We start from the raw sequence: 16,051 nt of genomic DNA on the forward strand, positions 1-16,051 counted from the left end.
CCGTACTATGTTACGGGCGCTGTCCCATACCGCCCTCCAAGGTGATGGTCTCGCCGGACATATATTTGAAATCCCGGGACCCCAGATGGACACAGACGCGGCCTATATCGATTTCCGGATCACCAAAACGGCCCATAGGCACGGCCCGCAGATTTTTCTCATAGGCTTCGGGATAGCCCTTCTTAAAATTCTCCAGCTGAGAAGTCATGGCCAAAGGACAAACCACATTGACATTGATATTGTCCTTGCCCCACTCCGTGGCCGCCACCCGGGAAAGTCCGCGGATACCCTCCTTAGCCGCCGCATAGGAGCTTTGTCCGGCATTGCCGAACAATCCTGCGCCCGATGCAAAATTAATCACGGAACCCTCCGTTTCCTTCAAATAGGGATAGCATTCACGCATATAATAGAAGGTCGCATACAATCCTGAATAGATACCCAGATCAAAATGATCCTTGGACTGCATGGAAAGCGGAATCCCTGATGCAGAAGCCTGAGCATTGTTGATCAGAACGTCAATTCTTCCAAAAGTATCTATGGTCTTTTGGACCACTTCCTTGACGATATCTTCCGATTCATCGCTGGGTGTCACCTCCGCCTGCAAAGCCAGAACTTTGATCCCATATAAACGCTCCAACTCCTCCTTGGCATCCAGAAGCTTCTGCTCATTTCTCCCCGTCAAGACCAGATCGGCGCCTTCCTTGGCATAAGCCACAGCGATTCCATAGCCGATGGATTTCGCCTTGCCACCGCCGGTGATAATCGCGACTTTTCCATCAAAGATACCCATAATACTCCATCTCCTTTGTCAATCTTAAGCTTCCACCGCTACTATACTTCATCGTTAAATATTTGTCAAACTATAGTATGCCCTTTTCACCCATGATTTATAAAAAAGAGTCTGGACAACGTCCAAACTCTTTTTCTGGATTGTCGGTTCAAAAAACGGAATCAACCGTTCACATTGTAGTTTTCGGACAGCAGATTCATGGCCTTCAAAAGCTTATGAAGATAAATGAAAGGACCGACGATAATGAACGCTCCCAGCACATTCCATCCCCAGAAGGAACCCGCGCTGAAAGGGTAGCCAATATTACGCCGCAACAACTCATTGCCAATACGACCGCTGATTTTGTGAAACCATACAAAGTATCCAATGCCCAGAGTGATCCAGGAGACCAGAAAAATAAGCAGGCAGTAATGCATGGTCCGCTTTCCATCATAGCGGCTGGCGATTACGTTAATATCATTGGAAATGGATGACATGACTACGATGCCATAGATGCCGAGGGTCACGATGGACAAAAGAATGTACTTGAGCAGGCCCCTGTTCGTCCTCAATTGTCCAACAGGTGCGGTTGAGCCCTGCTGATTGGGTTGAACTACATTGGTCTCCATCTCTTTTACCTCCCTTAAGTATCTATTATGATCCCCCTAGCCACGGGGTAGGACAACGGTGTGAATGGGAGAAATATCAACTATTCTTATAATACTATGGGCCACTAAATATTACAAGTATTCCAGTCAATACTAATTATAGTAATAATACTGATGCCAGAAAACGACAAAAAAAATTACTCCATTGAGAACCTCAATGGAGTAACCGGAGATGGTTGCGGGGGTGGGATTTGAACCACACGACCTCCGGGTTATGAGCCCGACGAGCTACCAGACTGCTCTACCCCGCGTCAATCATCGCCCTCTCACGAGAGCAATATCTATTTTATCAATAGCATGGCATCTTGTCAAGAAATAAATCATCAACTTCAACATTTAATTTTTCCCAGCAGATATCCTTCCATAGAACCGCGGTCGCTGATGCGTAAAACATTGGTCTCACTATACCGCATAAAGGAAGCAAGGATAACGATACCCGGCACAATGGCTCTGGCACGCTGGGGCATCAGTCCCCTGACATGCCGGCGTTCCTCCAGGTCCATAGCTGCAAGGCGGCGCGCCCATTCTTCCATTCTCCGCAAGGATATCAGGCAGCCCTGAATCTTTTTGGAATCATAGACCGCCAGGCCCTGATCCATCGATGCAATACTGGCTGCTGTACCGCCGACCGCAGTCCAAACATCAATATTTTGTTCCGCAAGATTGGGGAGCTGCCGATCCAGAGTATTCCGCACCCAGCTTTGGATTTTGGTTATGCCCTCATCACCGGGACGGTCCGGGAGATCCAGCGCATCCTGAGCTCGCACTGCGCCAAGCTGCAGGCTTTTTTGCAGCACCAATTTCCCCTTTTGACCAACGATCACCTCAAGGCTGCCGCCTCCAAGATCCAGCACACCGCCATCCTGATCATCCAGTGCGCCCCGGTAGGCCAGTTCCGCTTCCTGCTCCCCTGAGAGAATCTCCAGTTTGAGCCCTGTGCGCGCCTGGAGGCGGCCGCAGAATTCCTCACGATTTACGGCATCCCGCATGGCCGATGTGGCATAGATATCCATACCTTCCGGTCTTAAAGAAAACGCTTTTTGCTGAAGCTGGGAGATGCCGTCCAGGGTTCGGTTCATGGGCTCCTCCCCCAGCCGGCCTGCACGATCCACGCCATCTCCCAGTCGAGTGACCACCACATCCTTCAGCAATGTGGTCCAACCCTGTCGAGTTCGTTCGGCAACCAAAAGCTTTACACCATGGGAGCCCACATCTATGACAGCTCTTCTATTCATGAATGCCTCCAACAAAAAAACGTTCCCGAAGGAACGTTTTTCAATCATCGTTTCGCGTATCCGCTGCGCTTATGATCCTGGCTGCGCTTCACGTCCAGCAGTCTTTCCTCGCTGTCCTTCATGAATTTGCTCATCAAATCCTCAAAGGAAGCGGGTCCAGACGACGCATTGGAACGGCTGCTCCGCCAATCAATATCCATGGGCTTACTGGAAGGCTTCTTGGGCGGATTGGCCTTCTTGATGGAAAGGCTGATCTTGCCGTTATGGCCGGGCAGCACCTTCACCTTGACCGTATCGCCAACCTTCAAAAAGTCGTTGATATCGCGGACATAGGCGTCGGCAACCTCCGAAATATGCACCATGCCCGATTCTCCGTCCGGCAACCGCACAAACGCACCAAACGCGGCGATCCCCGTAACGGTACCCTCCAAAATCGTTCCTTCTTCGACGGCCACAAATATCCCCCTTCGTAACCCCTTCAGTTGTTCCTAACTTTATTTATTATAGAAAGACAAGGCCCGCTTTGTCAAGCGGTTCCAAATCATTCACCGGTATTGTCACCCTGGAGATCCTGCCCATTTTTCGGTAAAAAGACAATCTCCCCATCCTTCACCCAGCCCAGCTGCTGACGGGCCGCCTGTTCGATGTATTCGTCGCTGGAGGTGGAATCAATGGTCCGTTCAATCCGTTCGTTTTCCATCTGGGCTTCCTCAATCTGCGCATTGATGCCAGCCATGGTTTTCTTCTGTTCACCCATCTGGATTTGCTGCTGTACCAGCGTTACCGTCACATAAACGGCAATAAGGCACGCCACGATGGGTTTCCAGTGTTTTCGGATCTTTTGAACAAGCTGCATGTATCTCCGGCCCTTCATAAAAGATGTGTCCTTATCGAATTCGACGCATTCTCTCGAATTCCTTCATTAACGAAAAATTCGTTGTATGAAGGGCCAGTGAGCCACCTTGCGCAGTGCCCTTTTGAGAAAACTGACCAATTGACCGCCCATCCAGCGGAGAGCCGAGGATATACCAAGAGCATAGAGCAGTCCGCCAAGTCCAAATCCCAGCAGAGCAAAGAAACGAATCTCCCGCTGGTCCCCCACATACAGCACCACAAAAGCCACCGCAACCGCCAGAACCCAGAACAGCAGATCCATCAACCCAGTCATGAACGCTTTAAAATGAAAGACGTGGCTGATTCCACGGAAAAGATCGTATACGAACCCCATCACCAATCCTGCGTATACCGCCGCCATAAAAACCGCCGGCTGATTGTAAGTGGAAAACAACATGGTTTATTTAAACAGCCTGGAAAACAGCCCGCCTTTGCCCGAAGAGGTATCTCCATCACTGTATTCCACAGCATATAAATACCCTTCCACGATCAGTTGGCCATCGTCCAGATTCAGTTTGGCGATATGCAGGCCTTCACCCGCGATGGTGATGTCGCCGGCCTCGGTGATTAAAAGAACCTCTTCCTCGTTGAAGCTGTCCACGTCATCCACCCCGGTGATGGTCACCTTTTCCCGGTTTTCCACGAACACCGAATGGGCTCTTACCCGCGTAACCTTCCGTTCATCCAACAGCCACACCTCCTGGTTTATCCTGTGGTTGATATATATGCCGGAAGGACACGGGATATTCGGATAAGCCTAGCTCAGAATTTCCTGAAGAATCGCGGCCACCTTCTGCATATCCTCATCGGTTCCAATGGTAATGCGGAGGAAATCCCGGACCCGCGGAGCATCAAAGTAACGGACCAGGACCCCGCGGTCCCGGAGCCTTTTAAACAATTCAGCAGCCTTTATGCGGTCATGGCCCGCAAAGACAAAGTTTGTTTTGGATGGCAGGACGCGAAAACCCATCTCCGTCAGGGCCCTCACAAACCAGGTGCGGGTGTCCACCACCCGACTCAGGACCCCCTCGTAATAAGCGGCATCCCGAAGGGCCGCCGTTCCCGCCGCCTGAGCCAGGCTGTCCACCGGATAGGAATTGAAGCTGTCCTTAGCCATCCTCAGCCCTTCGATCAGATGGGGCTGGGCCAGCGCGTAGCCAAGGCGCATCCCCGCAAGGGCATGGCTCTTGGACAGGGTGCGCACCACCACGAGATTGGGATATTGAGGGATAAGCTTCGCTGCGGACTCGGCGCCGAAGGCCACGTAGGCCTCATCAATGAGCACCACCCGTTTTCTCGCCAAATTGTAATCCAAAATCGTTTGCAGCTCCTTCAGCTCCAGCGTAATTCCGGTGGGCGCATTGGGATTTGCAATGGCAACGCCGCCGTTAGGTTTCAGGAAACCCGCAGCGTCCAGAGTAAAATCGTCCCTAAGCGGAACGAGCAAGAATTCAATTTTAAAGAACTCACAAAATACGGGATAGAAGGAATAGGTAATATCGGCAAAGAGCACGGGGCTGTCAAAGAAAGCCTTGAAAGCAAGAGCCAATACCTCGTCGGAGCCATTGCCCGCAAAGACATGATCCGCCGGAAGACCGTTAGCCTTCCCTGCCGCCTCACAGAATTCCGCAGCCAGAGGGTCGGGATAAAGCCGGAGGCTGCGGGCATTTTTCAGGGCATCCTGCAATGCCGGCGTAGGTTCATAAGGGTTCTCATTGGTATTGAGTTTGATATATTTTTTATCCTTGGGCTGCTCCCCCGCCGTATAGGGCTCAAGGCTTTGCATGGCCCCGCTCAAAAAAGGTCTCACAGCTTCACCTCCAATTTTTTATTATTGTATCACGATAAAGTGTAAAAGCCAACAAAAAACACAGACAATGCTGCTATTCCCCTTCCTCCGTGCCCATCAGGCTGAAGGAGGGCGATGAGCTTAAATCCTCCGGTTCACAGCCCTGTTCCTCACCTGAAGCGGACTGTCCTTCGCAATAAAGGTAAAGATGCTCTGTGGAGAAATAGAATAGCGCCTTGTCAGCAAATAGCCTTCCAACAGATCTGCAAGTTTCAGCCTTTCCATTCATTCTCTCGAAGACCCACCAGGAGGTAAAGGACAGTGTTTGGCTGGATCGTACCGATGGGGGAACAACATCTTTGCAATGACGGCTGACGCTTTTGCCGAGGACATCGACAAAAGCAGGGATGCAGGAATGAACGCTCATATCTCCAAACCAATCGATATGGCGCAGCTGTACTGGACCATGCAGGAGTGGCTGTAAGGACGAAAAAACAGGGCTTCCGATGCATTTGCACCGGAAGCCCTGTTTATCTTCTTATATCTGCCGGCAGTTCTCAAAGAGCCTCAGAGACAGCCACAGCCACAGCCACGGAGGCGCCCACCATGGGGTTGTTGCCCATACCGATCAGGCCCATCATCTCAACGTGAGCCGGCACGGAGGAAGAACCCGCGAACTGGGCATCGGAATGCATGCGGCCCATGGTATCGGTCATGCCATAGGAAGCCGGGCCCGCCGCCATGTTGTCGGGATGGAGGGTACGGCCGGTGCCGCCGCCGGAAGCCACGGAGAAGTACCGCTTTCCGTTCTCGATCGCCCACTTCTTGTAGGTGCCCGCCACGGGATGCTGGAAGCGGGTGGGGTTGGTGGAGTTGCCGGTGATGGAAACATCCACGCCCTCATGACGCATGATGGCCACGCCTTCCACCACATCGTCGGCACCGTAGCACTTCACCTTGGCGCGCTCGCCATCGGAGAAAGCCTTCTCCTCCAGAATCTTGAGCTCGCCCGTCGCGTAATCGAGCTGGGTCTCCACGCTGGTAAAGCCGTTGATCCGGGAGATGATGTAAGCCGCATCCTTGCCAAGGCCGTTCAGGATGACCCGAAGGGGCTTCTTGCGGACCTTGTTGGCGGTCTTCGCAATACCGATGGCGCCTTCCGCCGCGGCGAAGGACTCGTGTCCCGCCAGGAAGCAGAAGCACTCGGTCTCCTCGCGGAGAAGCATGGCAGCCAGGTTGCCGTGTCCAAGACCCACCTTGCGCTGGTCAGCCACGGAACCGGGAATGCAGAAAGCCTGCAGACCAATACCGATAGCCTCGGCGGCTTCAGCAGCGGTCTTAACGCCCTTCTTAAAAGCGATGCCCGCGCCCAGGGTGTACGCCCACACCGCATTTTCAAAGCAGATGGGCTGAATGGAACGGACGATGGTATCCACATCCACACCTTTGTCCAGGCAGAACTGTTTTACCTCATCCAAATCTTTAAAGCCATACTCGGCCAAGCATTCGTTGATCTTGCCGATTCTGCGCTCATAACCTTCAAATTGTGCCATTTGTTATCCTCGCTCCTTCCCGTTTATTGATGGCGGGGGTCAATGACTTTGACGGCCTGATCAAAGCGGCCATAGGTACCGATGTTCTGCTCGTAAGCTTCCTTCGGATCCTTGCCTGCCTTGATGGCGTCCATCATCTTGCCCAGGCTGATGAACTTGTAACCGATAACTTCGTTGTTCTCGTCCAGTCCGATACCCAGGACATAGCCCTCGGCCATCTCCAGGAAACGAACGCCCTTGGGAAGCGTACCATACATGGTACCCACCTGGGAACGAAGGCCCTTGCCCAGATCCTCCAGGCCGGCGCCAACGGGAAGTCCATCCTCGGAAAATGCGGATTGGGTACGGCCATAGGCAATCTGCAGGAACAGCTCGCGCATGGCGGTGTTGATGGCATCGCACACAAGGTCGGTGTTCAGGGCTTCCAGCACGGTCTTGCCGGGGAGCACCTCAGCGGCCATGGCAGCGGAATGGGTCATACCGGAGCAGCCGATGGTTTCCACCAGCGCTTCCTGGATGATGCCTTCCTTCACGTTCAGCGTCAGCTTGCAGGCACCCTGCTGCGGCGCACACCAGCCCACCCCGTGGGTGAGGCCAGAAATGTCTTTGATCTCCTTGGATTGCACCCATCTTCCCTCTTCCGGGATGGGAGCGGGGCCATGCTTGGGTCCCTTTGCCACGCAGATCATTTCTTCCACTTCTTTGGAATAAATCATGGGTCTCCTCCTTACTTTTGGCATCGTTTGGTTTTTCACAAAAGTCCATGTGTATTATAACATAAAAAGGGCCGCCTACCAACGAATTTCGCGGAAATTTTGCGGTTTCCCCTTCAGCCAAATCACACCATATGGGGAATCTCCGCCGCTTCCCGTTCCCGATCCAATCTGACATTGCGGAAATAAAGAACGAGATCGAAGCTTACCATCACCAAATTGATGATATAGAAGATCAAAACGTAGTTGATTCGGTTTGTGATCAGCTTTGAGGTAATTCCGCAGATATAACCCACAATGATGATGATTAAAAAGGATAAGCTCTTTCCCTTGGCCGTTCTGGCCTTCCAGCTTTTGATGATGGACGTCGGCCATGCAAAGCCAAAAGCAAGCACCATCAGCATCTCAAAAAAATCTCCCATTGTCTTCCTCCCATTTTTTGATTTCTCACGCCCATTATAGAACAGGCTTTTTGGGTCTGCCAAATCCTTTTTAAATTCTTCGCATATTTTTCTTTGTACCGGCCATCCTAATTCTCAAAGGGCAGTTTGTTCACAGCAAATTGCAATGAATTGGGTCCAACGGAGCGAATTCATTGCCTGCCCTTTTTTAAATAAAGGGCCAACGGCTTTGTCTAACATTGCCGCTGGCCTTTTGTGCGTCAGTCGATCTCGATCTCCCAAGGCAGGTGCTCGCTTTCCCCTTCCGCGAGACGAACCCTGCCCTCCGTGCGGTTCACGATGCGGTCCACAAACGCGGCCCGGTCCCGTTTTCTCACCTTGAGGTTCACCGTCACATCCGAGGCGTAGATCACCTCCGCCACCTTCACCGGCTGGGCCTTGAGTTCGTACTCCAGCTTGCCCCAAAGGGGGTAATCCACGGTGAGGGACAAAAGATCCGTCGCCTCCATGAACACGGGCCGAGCGGCCTTCACCGCCTCCGCCGCCGAACGGCTGTAGGCCCGCACCAGACCCTTGGCGCCAAGGAGCACGCCGCCAAAGTAGCGGGTGACCACGAGGGCCACATCGGTGAGCTCGTTCATGTTCAAGACCTGCAGGATGGGCACGCCCGCCGTGCCCGAGGGCTCCCCATCGTCGGTGGAGCGCTGTACGCCCCGATTTTTACCCACCACGTAGGCGTAGCAGTGGTGGCTGGCATCGGGCATGGCCTTCTTCACGCTCTCCACGAACCTCGCCGCCTCCTCGGGGGAATGCACCGGCGCGCACTCGCCGATGAACCGGCTCCTTTGAATGACGATCTCCCTTCGGCTCCGCTCCTCCACCGTGGCGTAGCCGTCCCGCTTTTCCGGCTCCTTCATCAGCCTTCCAGGGTCACGCGGTGATAGACCTTCTTGCCCTTTTTCAGCATAAGTCCCTCCGCAAAGTCGGCCTCGGTCACCTTCTGATCCACGTCGGTGACCTTCTCACCGTTGACGGAAACGCCGCCGCCCGCGATGAGCCGCCGGCCCTCGCCCTTGGATTTGGCCACGCCGGTGAGCGCGAGAAGGTCCACCACCCGGCCGTTCTCCGCCAGGGTCTCTCGTCCGATCACGGTGGTGGGGATGTTGGCATCGTCTCCGCCCTTGCCGAACAGGGCCTTGGCCGCCTCGTGGGCGCTCATGGCCTCGGTCTCGCCGTGAATGAGCTTTGTCACCTCGGTGGCCAAGACCTCCTTGGCGTGGTTGAGACTGGCCCCGCCCTCGGCGCAAAGCCCGTGGATCTCCTCCAGCGGCAGGAAGGTCAAAAGCTTCAGGCACTTCTCCACGTCCGCGTCGTCCACGTTGCGCCAGTATTGGTAGAAATCGTAGGGGGACATCCTGTTTGCATCCAGCCACATGGCCCCCGCCGCGGTCTTGCCCATCTTCTTGCCCTGGGAGTTGGTGAGCAGCGGGAAGGTGATACAAAAGGCCTCCTTCTGTTCCTTGCGGCGGATCAGATCGGCGCCGGCCAGAATGTTCGACCACTGGTCGTCGCCGCCCACCTCCAGCTTGCAGTCGTAGAGCTGGTTGAGCTTCCAAAAATCGTAGGCCTGCATGAGCATGTAGTTGAACTCCAGGAAGGTAAGCCCCTGCTCCATGCGCTGCTTGTAGCACTCGGCGGTGAGCATGCGGTTGACGCTGAAATGCACGCCCACCTCCCGCAGGAAGGCGATGTAATTGAGATCCATCAGCCAATGGGCGTTGTTCTCCAGGATGGCGCCGTCCTCGCCAAAATCGATGAGGCGGGAGAGCTGCTTTTGGATATTGTCCACGTTGTGCTGGACCATCTCCTCGGTGAGCATTTTTCTCAGATCGGTCCGCCCCGAGGGGTCGCCGATCATGCCGGTGCCGCCGCCCATCAGCGCGATGGGCCGATGCCCGGCCCGCTGCAGATGGGCCATGGCCATAATCGGAATGAAATGGCCCACATGGAGGCTGTCCGCCGTGGGATCAAAGCCCACATAGAAGGTGACCCGTTCCTTTTCAAACAGTTCATACAGCCTTTCCTCGAAGGTGATCTGGGCGATGAAGCCGCGTTCCTTCAGTGAATCCAGAATATGGGGCATAACCATTCCTCACTTTCGTTTTGTATCAATTTTTGTCTAACCCGCATTATAACACAACCTCTTCAATGTAGCAAAGTATTGACCGGAAAGCCCTTTGCGGTTACCCTTATTTTATGGACAAGAAAGGACCTTCCTATGCTTGAATGGATTGTGGACGAAGAACGGCCCGTGCGGCTGATCAATTTTATGACCCGCTCCTGTCCCCTCCTGCCCCCGGCCAAGGTGCGGCAGGCGGTCAAGGGCCGGGAGGTGAAGGTGAACGGCGTCCGGGTGGGGGAAAACGTCTTGCTGCAGCCGGGGGACCGGGTGACGGCCTATCTGGTGCTGCCCGCTTTCCGCCCGGAGATTGTGTACGAGGATGAGGAACTGCTCGCCCTCTTCAAGCCGGCGGGCCTTCCCTCGGTGGGACCGGGCTCCCTTGAGAATCTTCTTAAAGGGGAAGACGGGTTCCCCCGGGCGGTGCACCGCCTGGATACGGACACCTTCGGCGTGATCCTGTTTGCAAAAAACGCCCCGGCGGAGACGGAGCTGCTCCAGGCCTTCAGTCGGCGCACTCTGGACAAGCGCTACCGGTGCATCGTCCTTGGACGGCCGAAGCCCGCGGCGGGGATGCTCGCCCATCACGCCCTCAAGGATGCCGGCGCCGCCAGGCTTCGGGTGCTGGACCGCCCGGCTCCGGGCTCGAAGTCCATCGTCACCGGGTATCGCACCCTGGCCTTATCCGGGGAACTCGCCCTGCTGGAGGTGGAGCTTCACACCGGCCGCACCCATCAGATCCGGGCCCATCTCGCCCACATGGGCTGGCCCATTCTGGGGGATGACAAGTACGGCAACCGGGCCGCCAACAAGCGCCACCATCTCAGAAAGCCCCAGCTTTGCTGCCACATGCTCACGCTGCACTTTCCCAAGGGTTCCCCTCTGGAGCGTCTGGATGGGCTGACCCTCGCCTCCCCCCAGACCCTCACCCCCGAAAAACTGCAACAAAAAGGATGAAGCCGTGGCTTCATCCTTTCCATTTAAATTGTATCCAGGGCTCCGTTTTTGGCGGCGGGGCCCTGAAGGTCATGGACTCCCTGCGGGTGGGATGGGTGAGGCGAAGCTCGGCGCCCCACAGGGCCAGCTGCTGCCCCGGCCGCCCCCGGCCGTAGCGCTGATCCCCGAATAGGGGAAAGCCGGCGTTTGCCATCTGCACCCGGATCTGATGGGGACGGCCGGTGCTGAGCTCCACCCGGACCAGGGAAAGGCCGCCCCGCCTTTCCACCGTCTCGTAGCAAAGCTGGGCCCACTTGGCGCCCGCCGTCCCCGCTTGCACCACCGTCACCCGGTTTTTCCCGCCGTCCTTGCACAGGTAGTCCGTAAGCGTACCCGCTCCGGCGTCCCCCTCCACCGCCGCAAGGTAGCTTCTGCCCGCCTCGTGGCTTTGGAACTGGACGGACAGCCGCGCCGCCGCCTTGGAGGTCTTGGCAAAGACCATCAGGCCCCCGGCCGGCCGGTCCAGCCTATGGACAAGTCCCGCATAGACCGCGCCGGGTTTTTGGTACCTTTCCTTGATGTAAGCCTTTACAAGACTTAGCATATCCATGTCCCCGGAGCTGTCCGCCTGGGCGGGCACGTTCACGGGCTTGACCACAACCAGCAGATGGTTGTCCTCGTGGATGACCTCAAGCATGGGTCCAACGGGCGGTGACTCCGCAGGGCAGCACCAGGTTCCGGCTGGAAAGGGGCAAGCCGATCTCGTCCGCCGCAGCCCGGCCGCCGAAGCGCTCCCCCACCGTCACCTTCAAGAGGTTGACCAGCACCGTGGGCGACAGTCCGGTGGTGTAGCCGTTGATGACGACGAAGAGGGGATCCTCCAAAATCTCGGTGCAGGAGGCCAAAAGCCCATACAGCTCATCCTCGATGCGCCACACCTCGCCGGAGGGACCCCGGCCGTAGGTGGGCGGGTCCATCACGATCCCCCGATACTTGCGGCCCCGGCGGATCTCCCGGGCCACGAACTTCTTGGCGTCGTCCACCAAAAAGCGCACCGGACGCTGGGCCAGTCCGGACAGCGCCAGGTTCTCCTTGGCCGCACCCACGATGCCCTTGGCCGCATCCACATGGACCACCCGTGCGCCCGCCGCCGCCAGCGCCGCGGTGGCGCCCCCGGTGTAGGCAAAAAGGTTGAGCACCTCCGGCTCCCGCTCCCCCGCGATCCGCTCCATCATGAAGGCCCAGTTGACCGCCTGCTCCGGAAAGAGTCCGGTGTGCTTGAAACCCATGGGCTTCACCCGGAAGCGAAGCTCCCGCCAGCCCACCTGCCAGCTTTCCGGCAGCCTGCCCGGAAAGCTCCAGGAACCGCCTCCGGTGCTGCTGCGGTGGTAGACCGCTGCGGCCCGGTCCCAATCCGCCGCGCCGCTCTTTGGCCAGGCCGCCTGGGGATCGGGGCGGCGAAGAACGTACTTCCCCCACCGCTCCAGCTTCTCCCCGCCGCCGGCGTCCAACAGCTCATAATCCTGCCAATCCCGGGCAATCTCCAAAGGATGACCTCCTTAAACCTTCTTGATCCAAAGGGTAAGCTCGTGTCCGTTGATATCCCACGCTTTCTCGAAGCCCTCCCGAAGGGCGGGCTCCACGCTCTCGCACAGGATCTCGCCTCGGACCATGGCCTCCCGCTCCTTGAGCACCCGGGCCAGCTCCCCGTCGGTCTCGTAGCCCATCACGATACGGTCGGTCACTTCAAATCCCGCCTGCTTACGCTGGGTCTGCACCTTGGAAATGACCTCCCGAACCAGGCCCTCCTCCATCAGCTCGTCAGTGAGGTTGGTGTCCAGCACCACCGTCATGCCCCGATCCTGCTGGGAGATGAAGCCCGCCCTCGGCATGCTCTCGATGAGGAGGTCCTCCTTCGTCAGCTCCACCGCCGTGTCCTCCACGGTGAGGGCAAGCCTTCCCGTCTTCTCCAGCTCCACCATGGCCTTTACGCCGTCCAGCTCCTTCAGCTTCTGGGAGATCCTTCCCACCAGCTTGCCGTAGCGCGGTCCCACCGTGCGCAGCTGGGGCTTGAAGGCATAATCGGTGAAGGCTGCGGCGCTTTGGATGTAGTCCACCTTCTTCACGTTGAGCTCCTCGGCAATCAGCCGGGTGAACTCCTCGTCCACCGCCGCGCCCTCGATGTAGGCCGTCGCCAGGGGCTGACGGTTCTTCACGTTTCCGGCGCTGCGGGCCGCACGGCCCAGCACCACGGCCTTCAGCACCGTGTCCATGGCCTCTTCTAGCTCCCTATCCGCCAGGGCGGGATCGGCCTTGGGGAAGTCGCACAGGTGCACGCTCACCGGAGCCTCCGGGTCCATCTTCCGCACCAGATTCTGGTAGATGGTCTCCGCCATGAAGGGCACGAAGGGCGCAATCAGCTTGGAGAGGGTGACCAGAACTTCCTGCAGCGTCATGAAGGCATTCAGCTTATCCTCGGTCATGCCGTGGCCCCAGTAACGCTCCCTTCCCCGCCTGACGTACCAGTTGGACAGCTCATCCACGAACTCGCCGATGGCCCGGGCGGGCTCGGTGATGCGGTAATGCTCAAGATCGTCGTCCACCCTGGCGATGAGGGTGCTCAGTCTGGAGAGCACCCAGCGGTCCATGACCCCAAGATTCTCCGGCGTCCAGTCGAGGTAGTCCTTGGGGTTGAAACCGTCGATGTTGGCGTAGAGCACATAGAAGGCGTAGGTGTTCCACAGGGTGCCCATGAATTTACGCTGGGCTTCGGAGACCGCCTCGGGATAGAAGCGGCTGGGCAGCCAGGGCGCTGAGGAGGTGTAGAAGTACCACCTCACCGCATCCGCGCCCTGCTTATCCAGGACGGTGAAGGGATCGATGACGTTGCCGATGTGCTTGGACATCTTGCGGCCGTCCTTGTCGTTCACGTGTCCCAGAACGATGCAGTTTTTGAAGGCCGGCTCATCGAAGATGAGAGTGGAGATGGCCAGCAGCGTATAGAACCATCCCCGGGTCTGATCGATGGCCTCGGAGATGTAATCGGCGGGATAGTTTTCCTTGAAGATCTCCTGATTCTCAAAGGGGTAGTGCCACTGGGCGAAGGGCATGGAGCCCGAATCGTACCAGCAGTCGATGACCTCCGGAACCCTTTTCACGTGCCTGCCGCACTTCTCGCACACGATCTCCACCCCGTCGATGTAGGGCTTGTGCAGCTCGATGTTCTCGGGCACGTTGATGCCCTTCTCGTAGAGCTCCTTGCGACTTCCGATCACCGTCACATGGCCGCATTCGCACTCCCACACCGGCAGGGGGGTTCCCCAATACCGTTCCCGGGACAGGCCCCAGTCGATGACGTTCTCCAGGAAGTTGCCCATCCGGCCGTCCTTGATGTTCTCCGGGATCCAGTTGATCTTCCGGTTGTTGGCCAAAAGCTTGTCCTTCACTTCCGTCATGCGGATGAACCAGGTGCTTCTCGCGTAATACAGCAGCGGCGTATCGCACCGCCAGCAGAAGGGGTAGCTGTGCTCGTAGGGCACGCTGACAAAAAGCAGGCCCCGCCCGTCCAGATCCTCCAGGATCTTGGCATCGGCCTCCTTGACGAACATGCCGGCAAACTCGCCGGCTTCCTTGACAAAACATCCTTGGGCATCCACCAGCTGCAGGAAGGGCAGATCGTAGCGCCGTCCCACCTGAGCGTCGTCCTCGCCGAAAGCGGGAGCGATATGCACGATGCCGCTGCCGTCGGTAAGGGTTACATAATCCGCTTCCACCACGTAGTAGGCCTTCTTCCTCGGCTCCACGAAGCTGTAGAGCGGTTCGTATTCCATGCCCACCATATCCTGGCCCTTGCAGGTTGACAGAATCTCATAGTCTTCCTTGAGGACGCTCGGTGCCAAAGCAGCAGCCAGAATCAACTTTTCACCCTTGTAGGATACGGTTACATAATCCTCCTTTTTGTTGACGCACAGCGCCACGTTGGAGGGGAGCGTCCAGGGGGTCGTGGTCCAAGCGAGCAGGTAGGTGTTCTCCTCGCCCTTCACCTTGAAGCGAACAAAGCAGGAGGGATCGGTGACGTCCTTGTAACCCTGGGCCACCTCGTGGGAGGAGAGGGCCGTTCCGCAGCGGGGGCAGTAGGGAACCACCTTGTGCCCGTGGTACAAAAGACCCTTCTCGTGGACCTTTTTGAGGGACCACCACACCGATTCGATGTAGTTGTTGTCGTAGGTGATGTAGGGATGCTCCATATCCGCCCAATAGCCCAATGTCTCGGACATGCGCTCCCATTCGCTCTTGTATTTCCAGACGCTTTCCTTGCACTTTTCGATGAAGGGTTCGATCCCGTAGGACTCGATCTGGGGCTTGCCGTCAAGGCCCAGCATCTTTTCCACCTCGAGCTCCACCGGCAGGCCATGGGTATCCCAGCCCGCCTTGCGCAGCACATGGTAGCCCTTCATGGTTTTGTAGCGTGGGATGATATCCTTCATCACCCGGGTGATAATATGCCCGACGTGAGGCTTGCCGTTGGCCGTGGGGGGGCCGTCAAAGAAGGTAAAGGAAGGGCCGCCCTCCCGGTTTTCAATGCTCTTTTGAAACACATCGTTTTTCTTCCAGAAGTCCAGGACTTCCTTTTCCCGCTCCACAAAGTTGAGCTGTGTGGAAACTTTGTCGTACATGAATTGCAACTCCTTTTCAAGAAATCAAAAGGCCCTCCGTCCCCCAAAGGACGGAAGGCCGAACTTCCGCGGTACCACCTTTATTCGCACAAGGGCGTGCGCAGCTTGACAGGGCATAACGGTCCCGCCGTCCGCCCCTCCTCGAGGCGGCCGCTCCCGGGTGATCCGAATCCTGGCCGTGCACCGGGCTTACACCTGACCCCGTTCGCTGTTGCCCCGCACAGAATTCCGTCCCGCT

Annotated in this window: 18 protein-coding genes and 1 tRNA gene; 2 read left to right on the forward strand and 17 right to left on the reverse strand. The window is 56.7% G+C overall.

The window, feature by feature from the left end; translation table 11 throughout:
• Window positions 1–10: 10 nt before the first annotated feature.
• The 9 genes from H8696_RS06090 to hisC form a co-directional block, all read right to left on the reverse strand.
• Window positions 11–790 carry an SDR family NAD(P)-dependent oxidoreductase gene (locus H8696_RS06090; protein ID WP_249316005.1) on the reverse strand — a complete coding sequence of 260 codons (780 nt, stop codon included), beginning with the start codon at window positions 788–790 and terminating at the stop codon, window positions 11–13.
• 161 nt (window positions 791–951) lie between these two features.
• Window positions 952–1,398 carry a DUF4234 domain-containing protein gene (locus H8696_RS06095; RefSeq protein WP_249316006.1) on the reverse strand — a complete coding sequence of 149 codons (447 nt, stop codon included), beginning with the start codon at window positions 1,396–1,398 and terminating at the stop codon, window positions 952–954.
• Between the two features lie 212 nt (window positions 1,399–1,610).
• Window positions 1,611–1,688: transfer RNA gene (locus tag H8696_RS06100), tRNA-Met, on the reverse strand.
• A gap of 78 nt (window positions 1,689–1,766) precedes the next feature.
• Window positions 1,767–2,672, reverse strand: coding sequence for a Ppx/GppA phosphatase family protein (locus H8696_RS06105; RefSeq protein WP_249316007.1), 906 nt, complete (start codon window positions 2,670–2,672; stop codon window positions 1,767–1,769).
• 44 nt (window positions 2,673–2,716) lie between these two features.
• A complete protein-coding gene (locus tag H8696_RS06110) occupies window positions 2,717–3,127 on the reverse strand; it encodes a S1 RNA-binding domain-containing protein (RefSeq protein ID WP_249316008.1) in 411 nt (136 codons plus the stop codon).
• An 86-nt stretch (window positions 3,128–3,213) separates the two neighbouring features.
• Window positions 3,214–3,546 carry an FtsB family cell division protein gene (locus tag H8696_RS06115; RefSeq protein WP_249316009.1) on the reverse strand — a complete coding sequence of 111 codons (333 nt, stop codon included), beginning with the start codon at window positions 3,544–3,546 and terminating at the stop codon, window positions 3,214–3,216.
• Between the two features lie 48 nt (window positions 3,547–3,594).
• A complete protein-coding gene (gene yabQ, locus H8696_RS06120; RefSeq protein WP_330605375.1) occupies window positions 3,595–3,963 on the reverse strand; it encodes a spore cortex biosynthesis protein YabQ in 369 nt (122 codons plus the stop codon).
• Between the two features lie 3 nt (window positions 3,964–3,966).
• Window positions 3,967–4,254 (reverse strand): sporulation protein YabP, encoded by a 288-nt coding sequence (yabP, locus tag H8696_RS06125; protein ID WP_249316011.1) that lies wholly within the window; start codon window positions 4,252–4,254, stop codon window positions 3,967–3,969.
• Between the two features lie 69 nt (window positions 4,255–4,323).
• Window positions 4,324–5,352 carry a histidinol-phosphate transaminase gene (hisC, locus tag H8696_RS06130; protein WP_283244937.1) on the reverse strand — a complete coding sequence of 343 codons (1,029 nt, stop codon included), beginning with the start codon at window positions 5,350–5,352 and terminating at the stop codon, window positions 4,324–4,326.
• A 328-nt stretch (window positions 5,353–5,680) separates the two neighbouring features.
• On the opposite strand from hisC, the gene H8696_RS06135 reads away from it, so the two are divergent.
• Window positions 5,681–5,839, forward strand: coding sequence for a response regulator (locus tag H8696_RS06135; RefSeq protein WP_249316013.1), 159 nt, complete (start codon window positions 5,681–5,683; stop codon window positions 5,837–5,839).
• Between the two features lie 73 nt (window positions 5,840–5,912).
• Here the strand turns inward: H8696_RS06135 and H8696_RS06140 are convergent, their stop codons facing one another.
• The 5 genes from H8696_RS06140 to tyrS all read right to left on the reverse strand — a co-directional run bounded on the left by H8696_RS06140 (window position 5,913) and on the right by tyrS (window position 10,165).
• Entirely contained in the window at window positions 5,913–6,908 is a 996-nt protein-coding gene (locus tag H8696_RS06140) for a GGGtGRT protein (RefSeq protein ID WP_249316014.1), read from the reverse strand.
• Between the two features lie 23 nt (window positions 6,909–6,931).
• Window positions 6,932–7,624: an iron-sulfur cluster assembly scaffold protein gene (locus H8696_RS06145; RefSeq protein WP_249316015.1), complete on the reverse strand. Its 693-nt coding sequence runs from the start codon at window positions 7,622–7,624 to the stop codon at window positions 6,932–6,934.
• 122 nt (window positions 7,625–7,746) lie between these two features.
• Entirely contained in the window at window positions 7,747–8,043 is a 297-nt protein-coding gene (locus tag H8696_RS06150; protein ID WP_249316016.1) for a hypothetical protein, read from the reverse strand.
• A gap of 239 nt (window positions 8,044–8,282) precedes the next feature.
• Entirely contained in the window at window positions 8,283–8,939 is a 657-nt protein-coding gene (locus tag H8696_RS06155; protein WP_249316017.1) for a YigZ family protein, read from the reverse strand.
• Complete coding sequence (tyrS, locus tag H8696_RS06160) at window positions 8,939–10,165, reverse strand: tyrosine--tRNA ligase (protein ID WP_249316018.1); 1,227 nt, start codon at window positions 10,163–10,165, stop codon at window positions 8,939–8,941. Before tyrS ends, H8696_RS06155 begins: the two co-directional genes overlap by 1 nt.
• A gap of 135 nt (window positions 10,166–10,300) precedes the next feature.
• Between tyrS and H8696_RS06165 the strand changes: the two genes are divergently transcribed.
• Window positions 10,301–11,158, forward strand: a complete 858-nt coding sequence (locus tag H8696_RS06165; protein WP_249316019.1) for an RluA family pseudouridine synthase — start codon at window positions 10,301–10,303, stop codon at window positions 11,156–11,158.
• 10 nt (window positions 11,159–11,168) lie between these two features.
• Here H8696_RS06165 and H8696_RS06170 read toward each other — a convergent pair whose 3' ends face one another.
• Genes H8696_RS06170 through ileS form a run of 3 tightly spaced genes read right to left on the reverse strand, consistent with a single transcriptional unit; the run spans window position 11,169 to window position 15,813 of the window.
• On the reverse strand, window positions 11,169–11,834 hold the full coding sequence (locus H8696_RS06170; RefSeq protein ID WP_249316020.1) for an RluA family pseudouridine synthase: 666 nt from the start codon (window positions 11,832–11,834) through the stop codon (window positions 11,169–11,171).
• The gene (locus H8696_RS06175) at window positions 11,827–12,684 is read right to left on the reverse strand and encodes a class I SAM-dependent methyltransferase (protein ID WP_249316021.1); all 858 of its coding nucleotides are present in this window, start codon (window positions 12,682–12,684) and stop codon (window positions 11,827–11,829) included. Before H8696_RS06175 ends, H8696_RS06170 begins: the two co-directional genes overlap by 8 nt.
• A 12-nt stretch (window positions 12,685–12,696) precedes the next feature.
• Entirely contained in the window at window positions 12,697–15,813 is a 3,117-nt protein-coding gene (gene ileS, locus H8696_RS06180) for an isoleucine--tRNA ligase (protein WP_249316022.1), read from the reverse strand.
• Window positions 15,814–16,051: the final 238 nt, after the last annotated feature.

The sequence above is a fragment of the Gehongia tenuis genome, assembly GCF_014384795.1.
GTDB lineage: Bacteria > Bacillota > Clostridia > Christensenellales > NSJ-53 > Gehongia > Gehongia tenuis.